Raw genomic sequence first — 15,496 nt, 5'->3', positions numbered from 1 at the left:
GGACCCCCTTCGCATGTTCGGCATGTTTGATCCGGCACCCAGCGGGCAGGGAACTATGGGACATTAGCGGAGGATCCCGCTGAGGGGCGGTGAGCCCGATGGGCGAGAAGGTGCACCAGCACGTCTTCACCCGTGCCGACCGCGCGCGGTACCGGGAGAAGGTCCGCCGGTGCCTGGACGTGTTCGCGCTGATGCTGGGCGAGTCGCAGTTCGAGTTCGAGCGCCCGCTCACCGGGCTGGAGATCGAGCTGAACCTCGTCGACGAGCAGGGCCTCCCGTCGATGCGCAACGCCGACGTGCTCGCCGCCATCGCCGACCCGGCGTTCGTCACCGAACTCGGCCAGTTCAACATCGAGATCAACATTCCGCCGCGGGAGCTCGCCGGGGGCGGGCTGAGCGCGTACGAGGACCAGATCCGGGCGAGCCTGAACGCCGCCGACGGCAAGGCGCGCACCGTCGGCGCGCACACCGCCATGATCGGCATCCTGCCGACGCTGAAGCCGGAGCACCTGACCCAGGCCTCGCTGTCGGCCAACCCCCGCTACGCGCTGATCAACGAGCAGGTGTTCGCGGCGCGCGGCGAGGACCTGCGGATCAGCATCGACGGGCCGGACCCGCTCACCGTCACCGCCGACACCATCGCCCCCGAGGCCGCGTGCACCAGCGCCCAGCTGCACCTGCAGGTCAGCCCGGCGCAGTTCGGGGCGTACTGGAACGCCGCCCAGGCCATCGCGGGCGTGCAGCTGGCCATCGCCGCCAACTCGCCCTTCCTGTTCGGCCACGAGCTGTGGCACGAGACCCGCATCCCGCTGTTCAAGCAGGCCACCGACACCCGCCCCGAAGAGATCAAGACCCAGGGGGTACGCCCCCGCGTCTGGTTCGGCGAGCGCTGGATCACCTCGGTGTTCGACCTGTTCGAGGAGAACGTGCGCTACTTCCCCGCGCTGCTGCCGATCTGCACCGAGGACGACCCCGCCGACCAGCTCGCCGGCGGCGAGGTGCCCGAGCTGACCGAGCTGCGCCTGCACAACGGCACCATCTACCGCTGGAACCGCCCGGTGTACGACGTCGCCGACGGCATGCCGCACGTACGGGTGGAGAACCGGGTGCTGCCCGCCGGCCCCACCGTCGTCGACATCATGGCCAACGCGGCGTTCTGGTTCGGCCTGGTGCGCACCCTGGCCGAGGGCGGCCTGCCGGTGTGGTCCCGGATGCCGTTCCGGCAGGCCGACGAGAACTTCTACACCGGCGCGCGGCAGGGCATCGGCGCGCACCTGTTCTGGCCGGACCTCGGCTACGTGAGCGCGTACGAGCTGGTGCTGCGGCGGCTGCTGCCGCTGGCCCACCAGGGGCTGGAGAGCTGGGGTGTCGACTCGCGCGAGCGCGACCGGCTGCTGGGCGTGATCGAGCAGCGCTGCCTGCTCCGCCGCAACGGCGCGACCTGGCAGATCGACACCGTGCACCGGCTGGAGCGCAAGGGGCTGGACCGGCCGGAGGCGCTGCGCGAGATGCTGCTGCGTTACATGCGCCACATGCACGAGAACATCCCCGTGCACGAGTGGCCCCGCGAGGACTGAACCGCGCCGCAACCGGTCACGTTTCGAGAAGCGCCCTGCTCACGTGGTCACTTAGTGTGACGGACGTAGACGTCACCACGACCTCAGGAGTAACGATGACCGGCTCGCCAACGCAGGGGATCATGACCGTGCTGCACCCCGTGTCCGATCTCGCCGCGGCCAAGACGGTGTACTCGGCGCTGCTCGGCGTGGAGCCGACCGCCGATTCGCCATACTATGTCGGTTTCGACGCTGCCGGGCAGCACATCGGCCTGGTGCCGGGCGGCGGGCCCCAGGGCATGACCTCGCCGGTGGCCTATTGGCACGTGGCCGACATCGAGGCCAAACTGGCCGAGGTGACCGCCGCGGGAGCCACGCTCAAGGAGGCCGCACACGACGTGGGCGGCGGCCGCCTGGTGGCCACCGTCACCGACCCCGACGGCAATGTGCTCGGGCTGCTCCAGGACAGCTGAGCACGTCAAGAGAACGTCAGCCGCAGGCCGTAGGGTCTGCGGCTGAGGATTGTCCGGCGCACCGCTCGCCGCCGGTGGGATCGAGCCCGGTGCACCGGCACAGGCCGCGTTCGCGACCCGCCCCCTGACCAGATGGAGACACGATGAGCAAGGCCAAGAAGGCGGACACGCCGTCTGAGCTGCACGCCGCGGACAGCCACGACCTGATCCGCGTGCACGGCGCCCGCGTGAACAACCTCAAGGACGTCAGCGTCGAGCTGCCCAAGCGCCGGCTCACGGTGTTCACCGGCGTGTCCGGCTCGGGCAAGAGCTCGCTGGTCTTCGGCACGATCGCCGCCGAGTCGCAGCGGATGATCAACGAGACCTACAGCACGTTCGTGCAGGGCTTCATGCCGACGCTGGCCCGCCCCGACGTGGACGTGCTCGACGGCCTGACCACCGCCATCATCGTCGACCAGGAGCGCATGGGGGCCAACGTCCGCTCCACGGTCGGCACCGCCACCGACGCCAACGCGATGCTGCGCATCCTGTTCAGCCGGCTCGGCAAGCCGCACATCGGCTCCCCGCAGGCGTTCTCCTTCAACGTCGCCTCGATCAGCGGCGCGGGCGCGGTGACGATCGAGAAGGGCGGCACCACCACCAAGGAGCGGCGCAGCTTCAGCATCACCGGCGGCATGTGCCCGCGCTGCGAGGGCATGGGCCGGGTCAGCGACTTCGACCTGTCGGCGATGTACGACGACAGCAAGTCACTCAACGAGGGCGCGCTGACCATCCCCGGCTACAGCATGGAGGGCTGGTTCGGCCGCATCTTCAGCGGCTCCGGCTTCTTCGACATGGACAAGCCCATCCGCAAGTACACCAAGAAGGAACTGCACGACCTGCTCCACAAGGAGCCGACGAAGATCAAGGTCGAGGGCATCAACCTGACGTACGAGGGCCTGATCCCGAAGATCCAGAAGTCGATGCTGTCCAAGGACGTCGAGGCGATGCAGCCGCACATCCGCGCCTTCGTGGAGCGGGTGATCACGTTCGGCACCTGCCCCGACTGCGGCGGCACCCGGCTGAGCGAGGCGGCCCGGTCCTCGAAGATCGGCAAGGTCAACATCGCCGACGCGTGCGCGATGCAGATCAGCGACCTGGCCGACTGGGTGCGCGGCCTCGACGAGCCGTCGGTGGCCCCGCTGCTGGAGAAGCTGCAGCACACCCTGGACTCGTTCGTGGAGATCGGCCTGGGCTACCTCTCCCTCGACCGGCCCGCGGGCACCCTGTCGGGCGGCGAGGCGCAGCGCACCAAGATGATCCGCCACCTCGGCTCCTCCCTGACCGACGTCACGTACGTCTTCGACGAGCCGACCATCGGCCTGCACCCGCACGACATCCAGCGGATGAACGGCCTGCTGCTGCGCCTGCGCGACAAGGGCAACACGGTGCTCGTGGTCGAGCACAAGCCGGAGGCGATCGCGATCGCCGACCACGTCGTCGACCTCGGCCCCGGCGCGGGCACCGGGGGCGGCACGGTCTGCTTCGAGGGCACCGTGGACGAACTGCGGGCCAGCGACACCCTCACCGGCCGCCACCTCGACGACCGGTCCAAGCTCAAGGACAAGGTGCGCTCGTCCACCGGCAAGCTCGCGATCCGCGGCGCGAAGGCGAACAACCTGCGCGACGTCGACGTCGACATCCCGCTCGGGGTGCTGACCGTGATCACGGGTGTCGCCGGCTCCGGCAAGAGCTCGCTGGTGCACGGCTCCATCCCGGACGACGCGGGCGTGGTGTCGATCGACCAGGGCGCGATCCGCGGCTCGCGGCGCAGCAACCCGGCGACGTACACGGGCCTGCTGGAGCCGATCCGCAAGGCGTTCGCGAAGGCCAACGGCGTGAAGCCGGCCCTGTTCAGCGCCAACTCCGAGGGCGCCTGCCCCACCTGCAACGGCGCGGGCGTCATCTACACCGACCTGGCGATCATGGCCGGGGTCGCGACCGTCTGCGAGGAGTGCGAGGGCAAGCGGTTCGACGCTTCGGTCCTGGAGTACCGCTTCGGCGGCCGGGACATCAGCGAGGTGCTCGCGATGTCGGTGACCGAGGCCGAGCAGTTCTTCGCCGCGGGCGACGCGCGCACCCCGGCGGCGCACGCCATCCTGGCCCGGCTCGTCGACGTCGGGCTCGGCTACCTCAGCCTGGGCCAGCCGCTGACCACACTGTCCGGCGGCGAGCGCCAGCGGCTCAAACTCGCCACCCACATGGCCGAGAAGGGCGGGGTGTACGTGCTCGACGAGCCGACCACCGGCCTGCACCTGGCCGACGTGGAGCACCTGCTGAGCCTGCTCGACCGGATCGTCGACTCGGGCAAGTCGGTCATCGTCATCGAGCACCACCAGGCGGTCATGGCCCACGCCGACTGGATCATCGACCTCGGCCCCGGCGCGGGCCACGACGGCGGCAAGATCGTCTTCGAGGGCACCCCCGCCGACCTCGTCGCCGCCCGCTCCACCCTCACCGGCCAGCACCTCGCGGAGTACGTCTCCGCCTGACCCCGCCTGCACGGGACCGGCCGGGTGGGCCGCTCCCGTCGCCAGCGGCCGGCCGCCCGCGCCTGCTCGTGCGGGCGGCCGCCCGACCGGCGACCGCCCTTGATCGTTCGACTTGCCTGGCACCTGTGCGTATCTTGACCCGCCATTCGCCCACCTGCCTGGCAAGTCGAACGATCACGGTGCGTGACGTCCCCGGCTCACCCGTTCTCGGCGCTCGGCGACCCTGTCCGGGCCGGACACGCCCGGTCACGTTCGCTGGCGACCATGCGCAGCGTCAGGAGTCGGACCCGCGGAGCAGGTCGCGCAGGCGGCGGGCCTGGAGGTCCCAGCCCCACTCCTGCTCGACCCAGGCGCGGCCGGCCGCGCCCATCTTGGCCCGCAGGGCCTCGTCGGACAGCAGCTCGACCAGGCGGGCGGCCAGCGTCTCCACGTCGCGGCCGGGCACCACGAAGCCCGTCTCGCCCTCGCGGACCGCGTCCGGCGCACCGCCGGAGTCGCCGGCGATCACCGGCAGGCCCACCGCGGACGCCTCCAGGTAGACGATGCCGAGCCCCTCCACGTCCAGGCCGCGGTTGCGGGTGCGGCACGGCATCGCGAAGACGTCCCCCGCTGCGTAGTGCATGGGCAGGTCCGACCACGGCACCGAGCCGGTCAGCACCACATGGTCGGCCACGTCGAGTTCGCGGGCCAGCCGCTGCACGGTGGGCCGGTGCGGTCCCCCGCCGACGAGCAGCAGCGCCGCGTCCGGGATCGCCTTGCGGACCAGGGGCAGCGCGCGTACCAGCGTGTCCTGGCCCTTGCGCGGCACCAGCCGGGACACGCACACGATCACCGGCCGGCCGGTGAGCCCGTGCCTGGCCCGCACGCTCGCGCCGTCCACGTCGGGGTGGTACATCGTCGAGTCCACGCCCGGGGCGAGCCGCTGCAGGCGGGTCCGCTCCCCCAGCGCCTTCGCCAGCCGCACCCGCTGGTACTCGCCGAGGTAGGTGAGCACGTCGTTGCCGTCGGCGATCCGGCGCAGGGCGCTGCGGGCAGCCGGCAGCGCCGCCCAGCCGATCTCGTGCCCGTGCGTGATGCCCACGGCCCGGCGCACGCCCGCCCGCTTGCGCAGACCCTGTGCCAGCAGCCCGAGCGGCGCGGCCGCGCCGAACCAGACCCGGTCGCAGCCCTCCGCCCGGGCCAGCTCGGCCACCCGCCGCGCCACCCGCGGCGTGGGCAGCAGCACCCCGGTCCGGTCCCGGACCACCGGGTACGGCTGCTCGGCGTCGAACTGCTTCGGGTCGCGCCAGGTCGAGGCGTAGACGACGAGCTCGCCGTCGGGCTGGCGGATCGCGAGGTTGTGCAGGAACTGCTGGATGCCCCCGGGGCGGGGCGGGAAGTCGTTGGTCACCAGCAGCGTACGCATCCGCGCAGCCTACCGGGCGTGTGATCCCCGCCCGGCAACGCCGAGATCGCGGTTTGGCGTCACCATGTGCCGGTCAGCGCCCGCGCGCGAAGGCCCGCGCCGCCGCCATGCGTTCCACGGTGGTCGGGTGGCTGCCGAACAGAGCCTGCTCCCAGGCGGGCGGATCGGGGTCACCGAGGTTGACCAGGGACAGCCGGCCCTGCATCTGCTCGAAGCCGGCCGGGTCGCCGGTCAGCTCCAGCGCGTGCTCATCGGCCCGCGCCTCGATCAGCCGCGACACGTACGCCTGCGCCGGCCCCGCCAGCAGCCCGCCGACCGTGGCGATGGCCAGCAGCAGCCCGATCGCCCGCGGCTCGGCGATCGACTCGACCCCGGCCCGGTGCAGCAGCCATGTCCACGCCCCCAGCAGATACAGGCCGACCACGAAGATCGCCGCGCCGAGCGCGCCGATGACCGTGCCGATCACCACGTCCCCGCGTTTGGCGTGCCCCAGCTCGTGCGCGGCGACCGCGACCACCTCCGCCTGCGGGGCCTCCCGCAGCAGCGTGTCGTAGACCACGATGCGCCGGGTCGGCCCGATGCCGCTGACGTACGCGTTGAGCGCGGTGGTGCGCCGGGACGCGTCGGCGACCAGCACGTCGCGCACCGGCACCCCGTCGCGCCGGGCCAGGTCCATCAGCTCGGTGCGCAGCGGCCCGTCGGCCATCGGCGTGAACTTGTTGAACACCGGCTCGACCAGCACCGGGAACACGAAGCTGAGCAGCACCACCAGCACCGCCGCGCCGACCGCGCCGACCGCCCACCACCAGTTCGGCAGGAACCGGGTCAGGGTGTAGAAGCCGAGCAGCGCGATCGCGCCGAGCACCGCCGCGACGGCGTACCCCTTGAGCAGGTCGACGGCCCAGCCGCCCCAGCCCTGGGTGGACAGCCCGTAGCGCACCGCCACGGTGTGCCGCCACGCCGCGAACGGCAGCGTGATCAGATCCGCGACCAGCAGCACCAGCAGCCCGCCGCCGAGCACCTTGGCGATCCACGGCCCGGGGACCAGCCCCACCAGCCAGGAGCCGAGCGGCGTCAACCCCAGCACGAGCGCCGCCGCCAGCCCGATCAGCATCGCCGGGTAGGTGATCCAGCGCAGTTCGCCGCGCAGCTCTCGGGCCTTGGCGACCCGGTCGGCGGGCAGCTCGGCCAGCGCGGCGAGCTGGTCGGCCCGGGGCGCGGGCGGCCGGTGCCACGGCACCAGCACCGCCACGGCCACCGCCAGCGCGGCACATAGGACGATCAACGTCAGCCAGGCCCAGCCCCGCACCGTCATCGCCCGATCCTAAGCCCGGCGGGCGGGTTCAGCTGCGGGTGAGGCGGCGGACCAGGGATTCGGAGTTCATCGGGTACGCGCCGTGGCGGCGTACGCCGTCGGCGACCTCACGGTCGGAGGAGACCACGACGATGGGGCGGCCCGGCGGCTCGGCCCGGACCAGGCGGCGGATCACCTCGTCGGCGGTCTCGCCCTTGCGGGAGAACAGCACCCGCACCCCGCGCGGCGGGGCGGGCAGGCCGTGCACCCGCTCGGCCCCGTCGAAGACCACGGTGACCTCGGCGCCGGTCTGCGCGGCGACCCCGCCCAGGCCGGTGACGAGGCGATTGCGCTGCTGCTCCAGCGACATCTCGGCGAAGCCGCGTTTGGTGACGTTGTAGCCGTCGACCACCAGGTGTGCCTTCGGCAGGGCGAGCAGCTGGGCCAGCCGGGCCGGGTCGTCGGCGTCCTGGGCCCGGTTGGCCGCGGTGGGAGCGCCGGCCATGTCGGCGTACGCCGCGGCCACGGTGTCCCCCGGCAGCACCTTCGCCGGGTCCAGCGCCAGCTCCCGGCGCAGCCCCGCGGCGGCCTGCCCGATGGTCTCCAGCAGCAGCCACAGCCGCGCCTCGTCGACGGCTCGGCTGTCGCGGGCGGCCTGGCGCGCGTCGCCCGCCACCGCCTCGGCGTCGGCCAGTTTCGCGCGCAGCCGGCGCAGCTCGGCCTCGTGGTCGCCGTGCCCCTTGGCGGCCCGGCCCTTCTCGATGGCCAGCAGCTCGCTGGCCCGCTTGAGCTGGGCCTGCGTCTCGCGCAGCGCCTTGCCGCTCGCGCGGGCCTCCTCGCGCACCTGGTTCAGCTCGTCGCGCACCCGGGCCAGCTCGTCGCGCAGCTTGTCGGCCTCGACCCGGGCGACCGCCCGGTCGTGCTCGGCGCGGGCGGCCCGCGTCTCGGCGTCGCGGATGTGCTCGGCGACGGCCGTGCTCTCCGCCTCGGCGGTGACCGCCTGCCCGGCGGCGTCGAGCAGGTCGCGCCAGCCCTCGGGGCGGGCGAGGTAGGCCAGGGCGGCGACCTCGATCGGGTCGGCGGCGGCCGGGGCCATGCCGCCGAGCACCGCCGCGCCCAGCTCGCCCGCATCGGCCAGCACCCGGCCGCTGATCCGCTGCCGGAACACCGCGTCGGCGGTGAGCTGCGCCGCGATCGCCGCGCCGCCCAGCCGAGCCCGGCGGTTGGGCGCGAATTTGGCGACCTTGCGTAGCGCGACGGGCATCTCGTCGTTGGGCAGTGCGGTCAGCACCGCCGCGGCCAGCGCGACCACCCGCTGGCGGATGGGCTCGGGCAGGATCGGCTCGGGCGCGAAGTCAGCCGCCCCCACCGGGTCCCCGGAGGAGGCGTCGAACGAAAGTTCAGCGGCTGACATGGTCCTAGTGTTCCACCGACTTACCGATCTTGTCGCTCAGGTTCGCGGCTCGGCGTCCCCGCCGACCACCCATGTCGTACCGGACGTTTAGCGTCCGGTCTGTGCCGTCCCCGTCCCAGGTGCCGTCCGCGCGCCCCGCCGCGCCCGGTGACCGATTCGAACAGCCGACCCTCGACGGCATGCTGGCCGATCCGCTGCAGCTCGACCTGCGGCACACCACCTTCGTGGTGCTCGACCTGGAGACCACCGGCGGCGCTCCGGACGGCGCGGGCATCACCGAGATCGGCGCGGTCAAGGTGCGCGGAGGCGAGGAGCTGGGCTCGTTCGGCACGCTGATCAACCCCGGGGTGCCGATCCCGCCGTTCATCACCGTGCTGACCGGCATCACCACCGCGATGACTATCGAGGCCCCGCCGATCGAGGCGGTGCTGCCGTCGCTGCTGGAATTCCTGTCCGGCGCGGTCCTGGTCGCGCACAACGCGCCGTACGACACCGGCTTCCTCAAGGCGGCGTGCGCGGCGCACGGCTACCGCTGGCCGAATCCGCGGGTCGTGGACACCGTGGCGCTGGCCCGGCGGGTGCTCCTGCGCGACGAGGTGCCCAACAACAAGCTGGGCACGCTCGCGGCGTACTTCCGGGTAGGCGACCAGCCCAACCACCGGGCCATGGACGACGCGCGGGCCACGGTCGGGGTGCTGCACGCGCTGATAGCCCGGCTCGGCGGGCACCGGGTGCACACGCTCGGCGACACCATCGAGTTCGTCAAGGCGGTCGCGCCGGTGCAGCGGGCCAAGAAGCACCTGGCCGAGAACCTGCCGCACGCGCCCGGGGTCTACCTGTTCCGGGCCGCCGACGACCGCCCGCTGTACGTCGGCACCTCCAACGACATCGCGACCCGGGTCCGCAGCTACTTCACCGCCGCCGAGCGCCGGGCCCGGATCAAGGAGATGCTCGGCGCGGCGGTGCGGGTGGACGCCGTCGAGTGCGCCCACGCCCTGGAGGCACAGGTACGCGAGCTGCGGCTGATCGCGGCGCACGCGCCGCCGTACAACCGGCGCTCCAAGCACCCGGAGCGGGTGCAGTGGCTGAAGCTGACCGCGGAGGCCTTCCCCCGGCTGTCCGTCGTCCGACAGCTCACCGCCGATGGCGCGTCCTATCTCGGGCCGTTCGCCGGGCGGGCGGCCGCCCAGGCGGCGGTGGACGCGATCCACGAGGCGCTGCCGCTGCGGCAGTGCACGCCGAAGCTGTCGCCCCGCAAGGCCTCCCCCGCCTGCGCGCTCGCCGAACTCGGCAAGTGCCCGGCCCCCTGCCAGCTCTCCATCAGCGTCGAGGAGTACGACGCGCAGGCCGCCGCGCCGCTGCGGGCCGCGTTCGACGGTGACCCGGACGCGGTGGTGGACCCGCTGCTGGCCCGCATCCGCAAGCTGTCCGACGCCCAGCGCTACGAGGACGCGGCGGCGGTGCGCGACCGGCTCGCCGTGTTCCTGCGCGCGGCGGTGCGCATGCAGCGCCTGGCCGCGCTCACGTCGATCGAGGAGTTGATCGCGGCCCGGCGCACCGAGCGCAACGCGTGGGAGATCGCGATCGTGCGACGGGGGCGGCTGGCCGCCGCGGCGACCGCTGAGCCGGGTGTCCACCCGCGACGGACACTCGACGTGCTGCGGCCGACCGCCGAGACGGTGCTCGCCGCGCCCGGCCCGACGCCGGCGGCCACCCCGGAGGAGACCGAACGCATCCTCGACTGGCTGGAACGGCCCGAGACGCGTCTGGTGGAGGCCACCTCGGGCTGGGCGTCCCCGGCCCGCGGCGCGGCGCGCTGGAAGATGCTCCTCCAGGCGAGCCGGCCCTAGGCGACCGCGGTTGCGGGCCGCTCGGTGACATCCGGAGCGAATGCGGAGGATGTCACCGATCAAGGCCGCAGAGCGGTCGCCGGAAAGTACAGTCCGTTCGGCCATTACTTGACCGAACGCATGAAAGGTCTTGACCATTCGGCCACGACGTTCGTTACTAGGCTATGGAGCGATATCCAGAGATCTCTCGGAAGTGGGCAGTCGTGACGGGGCGTCGAGGCCTCGTACGCGCCGCGCGACGCTCCACCTCCACGCGGTGAGGGGGGTGTCCTCAGTGGACGCGGAAGCCGCCACGGTGGCGACGGGGATTCCGGTAACCGGCCGGGCCGGGGAGAGCATGCTCACCACCCGGCTGCGGGCGATGCTCAGCTGGCCGAACATGCGCGAGCGGGCGCCGGTGCCCGCCGATCCGGTCACCGCACTGATCAAGGCGCACCACCAGGTGCACTCCGGCTCCGACGTCGCCCTGCTGCGCCGCGCCTACCTGGTCGCCGAGCGCATGCACCGCGGCCAGATGCGCAAGAGCGGCGACCCGTACATCACGCACCCGCTGGCCGTCGCGGAGATCCTGGCCCACCTGGGCATGGACGGCACCACCCTGGCCGCGGCGCTGCTGCACGACACGGTCGAGGACACCAGCTACACCCTGGCCCAGCTGCGCGCGGACTTCGGACCGGACGTCGCACACCTGGTCGACGGGGTCACCAAGTTCGACAAGGCGCACTTCGGCGCACGCGCGGAGGCCGAGACCATCCGCAAGATGATCGTCGCCGCGGGGCAGGACATCCGGGTGCTCGTCATCAAGCTCGCCGACCGGCTGCACAACATGCAGACCCTCGACGCCCGCTCGGCGGCCTCACGCGCCCGCATCGCCGGCGCGACCCGCGAGGTGCTGGTGCCGCTGTGCGACCGGCTCGGCATCCAGGCACTCAAGCGCGAGCTGGAAGACAAGGTGCTGCTCTTCCTCGACCCGGAGGAGTACGAGCGCATCGACGGCATGGTGTCCAACCGGCCGGACTGGAACGACTACGTGCAGAACCTGGTCGCCCTGGGCCGGGGCGCGCTGCGCCGGGAGAAGCTCGACGGCCGGGTCAAGCCGCGCCCCCGGCACTACTACTCGATCTGGAAGGACACCCAGCAGGCGGGCAGCCCGGTCCCGATGGACCTGCCCCGCATCGTGGTGATCCTCGACGGCGACGACCCGGACTGCTACGCCGCCCTGTGCGCGGTGCACCAGCAGTGGAAGCCCATCCCCGGCAGGTTCAAGGACTTCATCGCCGCACCCAAGAACAACCTCTACCGCTCGCTGCACACCACGGTGCTCGGCCCCGGCGACCAGATGGTCGAGGTGCTCATCCGCACCGAGCAGATGCACCGCGCGGTGGAGTACGGCGTGGTCGCCCCGTTCCGCTACCCGGCCCGCCAGTCGCGGCGCAGCACCGCGCTGAGCATGTTCAACCCGGTGCGCACCGCGGCCCGCGAGGTCGTGCCCCCGCCCCGCCAGCACGGCGAGCACGCCTGGCTGCGCCGCGCGCTGGACCTGGAGCAGGCCGCCCCGGACGCGGTCCAGTTCGTCGAGACGCTGCGCTGCGACCTGGCCGAGCAGCAGATCCAGGTCTTCGCCTGGGGACGCCAGCTGCTGCTGCCCGCGGGCGCGAGCCCGGTCGACGTGGCGTACGAGCTGGGCACCCGCACCGGCGACCGCTGCGTCGCGGCGACCGTGAACGGCGTGCTGACCCCGCTCAACGCGGCGCTGACCGACGGCGACGTGGTGGACGTCCTGGTCAGCCGGGCGCGCAACCACCCCGGCCCGCGCCGGGAGTGGCTGGAGTTCGTCAAGTCGCCCAACGCGCGGCTGCGGCTGAGCCGCCGCTTCACCGAGCCGGAGGTCGCCGCGGGCACCGTCAGCGACCGGCTGCAGCTGGGCCGGGCCGCGATCGGGCTGGCCCTGCGCCGGCGGGATCGGGCCCTGGCCGACGAGCAGCGCCTGATCAGCCTCGCCCAGGCGCTGGACTACCCCGACCTCGACACGCTGCTGATCGCCGTCGCCGAGCACCGGGTGTCCGCGGACACCATCGTCGACCAGCTCATCGCCAGCGTCGACAACCAGAACGAGGCGGCCCGCACGCCCCCGGTGAACGTGGTCCCTCCGCGTCGCGACGCCGCTGACACGCCGCCGCGACGCTCGTCGACTAGCCTGGCAAGGTGAAGAACGAGGAGCGAACCGGCGAATCCCCCAGCGCGAACCCCGGCACCCGGGTGAACCGGCGCTCGCCGCTGGGCACGAAGCTCGTCTCCTTCGGCTACGGCGTCTTCTACCGGATCCCGCCGCGCTGGCGCAGCCGCATGGTGAAGCTGGTGACCGCGCGTTATTCGGTGGGCTCGGTGGTGCTCATCTTCGACAGTGAGGCCGCCGGCCCCGAGCGCATCCTGCTGCTGCGCCAGCCTCCGGGACGCGGCTGGACGCTGCCCGCCGGGCTGCTGGAGCGGCGGGAGCCCCCGATCGTCGGGGCATGCCGTGAGGCGGCCGAGGAGACCGGCATCCGGCTCACCATCGACCAGGTCAGCCCCGCGATCCCGAACGCGGTGGTGCATCACCGCGGGCACTGGGTGGACATGGTCTTCACCGCCCGGGTGCCCGCCGCCCGCACCCCGCTCAGTGTGGACGGGGCCGAGGTGTGGGAGGCCCGCTGGCATGCCGTCGACGAGCTGCCGGTGGTGACCCCGGCGACGGCCCGGCTGCTCGGCCACTACGGCATCGGCCCGGAGGCTCACCTGCGCGACAACATGGACGTGGCCCGGTGAGAGCCCCCGACGACGTCTGCGCCGTGGTGCTCGCTGCGGGGCTCGGCACGCGGCTGCGCCCGCTGACCATGCTGCGGCCCAAGGCCCTGGTGCCGGTCGGCAACCAGACGCTGCTGGACCGCACCCTCGACCGGCTGGCCGAGGTCGGGCTGACCGGGCCGGACCGAGCCGCGGTCAACACGCACTGGCTGGCTGGGCAGATCGCCGAGCACGTCGACGGCCGGGTGCGGCTGTCCTTCGAGCCGGAGCCGCTGGGCACCGCCGGGGCGCTGGGCAACCTGCACGGCTGGATCGACGGCAGGGCGGTGCTGGTGCTGAACGCCGACGCGTACGTCGTCGCCGACGCCCCCGAGGACCTGGCCGCACTGCTGTCCGGGTGGGACGGCGAGCGCGTGCGCATGCACGGCGTCAAGGCCGGACTGCCCGACCCGTTCGGCGGCTACAACTTCGCGGGCGCGTCGCTGCTGCCCGCCGCCGACGCCGCGGCCCTACCCGACAAGCCGCGCGAGCTGGTGCGCACCACCTGGCGGCCCGCCGAGCAGGCCGGACGGCTGGACGTGGTCCCCCTGCCCGGCCGCTACCTCGACTGCGGCACCCCCGCCGACTACCTGGACGCCAACCTGGACGCCGCCGGCGGCGGCAACCTGTTCGGCGACGACGTGCAGGTCACCGGCGAGGCGCACGGCAGCGTGCTCGGCGCCGGCTCCCGCGTGCACGGCACCGTCCGCGACTGCGTCCTGTGGCCCGGCGCCACCGTCGCTCCCCACGAGAACCTGCACCGCGTGATCCGAGTCGGCTCCGATCTCACCGTCCCCGCGCCGCACCCGGTACAGTGATCATGAACTTATGGCACGGCTCGCTGGCGTGTCGCGGCCACAACTTCATGATCGACAGACGCACGGCGTGAGGAGCCCACGGTGATCACAGCGATCGTTCTCATCGACTGCGCGACCGACGCGATCCCGGAGGTCGCCGAGGAGCTGGCCAACCTGGAGGGCGTCAGCGAGGTGTACTCCGTCGCGGGCGGCGTGGACCTGATCGCCATCGTGCGGGTGCGCGAGTTCGACCACATCGCCGAGGTCATCGCGGGCGGCATCTCGAAGGTGCCGGGTGTGCTCAACACCGACACGCACATCGCGTTCCGCTCGTACTCCCGGCACGACCTGGAGCAGGCGTTCGCCATCGGCTTCTGAGCAGTGCGGGTGACCCCATCGAGCGGTCCGCGTCACACCTCGCGGTGCTTACTTGCGAGTAACCTCGCGGTCTAGGCTGCTGCCATGCAGCTCACCGTGGACCGTGGCAGCGACCGGCTCGGCGTACAGCTCCACCCCGTACAGGATCCCGACGCTCCCCTGGTCGTGGTCTTCCCCGCGATGGGCGTGCCCGCCGGTTACTACACCCGGTTCGCGCACTCCCTCAACGCGGCCGGCCTCGGCGTCGCGGTCGCCGACCTGCGCGGCACCGGCGACAGCGCGCCCCGCCCCGGCCGGAACAGCCGGTACGGCTACACCGAGCTCGCCGACGACGTCCCCGCGGTGCTGGAGGCCCTCGCGGAGCACCGCGCCGGGCGGCGCACCATCCTGCTCGGACACTCCCTCGGCGGGCAGATCTGCGTGCTGCACCTGGCCCGCGAGGCCGCCCGCGGCACGGGCCACAGCGTTGACGGGCTGGTCCTGATCGCGGTCGGGCTGCCGTACTGGCGGACCTACCCCCGGCAGCGGCTGGGCGTGCTCGCCATGACGCAGTTCGTCAACGCCGTCTCCGCCGTCCTGCGGGTCTGGCCCGGCTGGGGCTTCGGCGGCCGCCAGGCCCGCGGTGTCATCCGGGACTGGGCGCACACCGCCCGCCACGGCGAGTTCCCTGCCCACCTGGGCGTATCGGCGGCGCTGTCCCGGGTGGACCTGCCGGTGCTCGCGATCAGCGTGGACGACGACCAGTACACCCCGCCGGAGACCACCGACCACCTGGTCGCCGCCCTGACCGGCGCGAAAGTCCACCGCGACCACCTCACCACCGCCGACGCGGCCGCGCCCCTGGACCACTTCAAGTGGGTCAAGGCGGGCGCTGCCCTGGCTCCCCGCATCACCGCCTGGCTCCCGATCCGCCACTGACCGTCCACGGCCCCCGCCCCGGCGCGACCGGGCCGGGCGGGTTCCTCACCAAGGTCA

General features: G+C 72.8%; 12 protein-coding genes. 9 read left to right on the top strand and 3 right to left on the bottom strand.

Annotated elements, in window-relative coordinates:
• Window positions 1-98 precede the first annotated feature (98 nt).
• The 3 genes from AB0B35_RS15725 (at window position 99) to AB0B35_RS15715 (ending at window position 4,560) form a co-directional block, all read left to right on the top strand.
• Window positions 99-1,577, top strand: a complete 1,479-nt coding sequence (locus AB0B35_RS15725; protein ID WP_361045555.1) for a glutamate--cysteine ligase — start codon at window positions 99-101, stop codon at window positions 1,575-1,577.
• Window positions 1,578-1,672: 95 nt separating this feature from the next.
• Window positions 1,673-2,029 carry a VOC family protein gene (locus tag AB0B35_RS15720; RefSeq protein WP_361045553.1) on the top strand — a complete coding sequence of 119 codons (357 nt, stop codon included), beginning with the start codon at window positions 1,673-1,675 and terminating at the stop codon, window positions 2,027-2,029.
• 143 nt (window positions 2,030-2,172) lie between these two features.
• Window positions 2,173-4,560, top strand: a complete 2,388-nt coding sequence (locus tag AB0B35_RS15715; protein WP_361045550.1) for an excinuclease ABC subunit UvrA — start codon at window positions 2,173-2,175, stop codon at window positions 4,558-4,560.
• Between the two features lie 274 nt (window positions 4,561-4,834).
• On the opposite strand, the gene AB0B35_RS15710 is transcribed toward AB0B35_RS15715, so the two are convergent.
• The 3 genes from AB0B35_RS15710 to AB0B35_RS15700 form a co-directional block, all read right to left on the bottom strand.
• On the bottom strand, window positions 4,835-5,965 hold the full coding sequence (locus tag AB0B35_RS15710; protein ID WP_361045547.1) for a glycosyltransferase family 4 protein: 1,131 nt from the start codon (window positions 5,963-5,965) through the stop codon (window positions 4,835-4,837).
• A gap of 73 nt (window positions 5,966-6,038) precedes the next feature.
• Window positions 6,039-7,280 (bottom strand): M48 family metallopeptidase, encoded by a 1,242-nt coding sequence (locus tag AB0B35_RS15705; RefSeq protein WP_361045545.1) that lies wholly within the window; start codon window positions 7,278-7,280, stop codon window positions 6,039-6,041.
• Window positions 7,281-7,308: 28 nt separating this feature from the next.
• A complete protein-coding gene (locus AB0B35_RS15700; protein ID WP_361045543.1) occupies window positions 7,309-8,673 on the bottom strand; it encodes an NYN domain-containing protein in 1,365 nt (454 codons plus the stop codon).
• Window positions 8,674-8,852: 179 nt separating this feature from the next.
• Here AB0B35_RS15700 and AB0B35_RS15695 point away from each other — a divergent pair, with 179 nt between their 5' ends.
• The 6 genes from AB0B35_RS15695 to AB0B35_RS15670 all read left to right on the top strand — a co-directional run bounded on the left by AB0B35_RS15695 (window position 8,853) and on the right by AB0B35_RS15670 (window position 15,439).
• Complete coding sequence (locus tag AB0B35_RS15695) at window positions 8,853-10,523, top strand: DEDD exonuclease domain-containing protein (RefSeq protein WP_361045858.1); 1,671 nt, start codon at window positions 8,853-8,855, stop codon at window positions 10,521-10,523.
• 361 nt (window positions 10,524-10,884) lie between these two features.
• Window positions 10,885-12,732 (top strand): HD domain-containing protein, encoded by a 1,848-nt coding sequence (locus tag AB0B35_RS15690; protein ID WP_361045855.1) that lies wholly within the window; start codon window positions 10,885-10,887, stop codon window positions 12,730-12,732.
• A 50-nt stretch (window positions 12,733-12,782) separates the two neighbouring features.
• Window positions 12,783-13,328, top strand: a complete 546-nt coding sequence (locus AB0B35_RS15685) for an NUDIX hydrolase (protein ID WP_361045853.1) — start codon at window positions 12,783-12,785, stop codon at window positions 13,326-13,328.
• Window positions 13,325-14,164 carry a sugar phosphate nucleotidyltransferase gene (locus AB0B35_RS15680; RefSeq protein WP_361045541.1) on the top strand — a complete coding sequence of 280 codons (840 nt, stop codon included), beginning with the start codon at window positions 13,325-13,327 and terminating at the stop codon, window positions 14,162-14,164. The genes AB0B35_RS15685 and AB0B35_RS15680 overlap by 4 nt, the downstream gene beginning before the upstream one ends.
• 81 nt (window positions 14,165-14,245) lie before the next feature.
• The gene (locus AB0B35_RS15675; protein WP_203687908.1) at window positions 14,246-14,521 is read left to right on the top strand and encodes an Lrp/AsnC ligand binding domain-containing protein; all 276 of its coding nucleotides are present in this window, start codon (window positions 14,246-14,248) and stop codon (window positions 14,519-14,521) included.
• An 84-nt stretch (window positions 14,522-14,605) separates the two neighbouring features.
• On the top strand, window positions 14,606-15,439 hold the full coding sequence (locus AB0B35_RS15670; RefSeq protein WP_361045539.1) for an alpha/beta fold hydrolase: 834 nt from the start codon (window positions 14,606-14,608) through the stop codon (window positions 15,437-15,439).
• Window positions 15,440-15,496: the final 57 nt, after the last annotated feature.

Origin of the sequence: Catellatospora sp. NPDC049133 (genome assembly GCF_040648455.1) — a bacterium.
Taxonomy (GTDB): domain Bacteria; phylum Actinomycetota; class Actinomycetes; order Mycobacteriales; family Micromonosporaceae; genus Catellatospora; species Catellatospora aurea.
The sequence above is the reverse complement of the archived record's forward strand: the minus strand, read 5'-3'. Positions and strand labels throughout refer to the sequence as shown.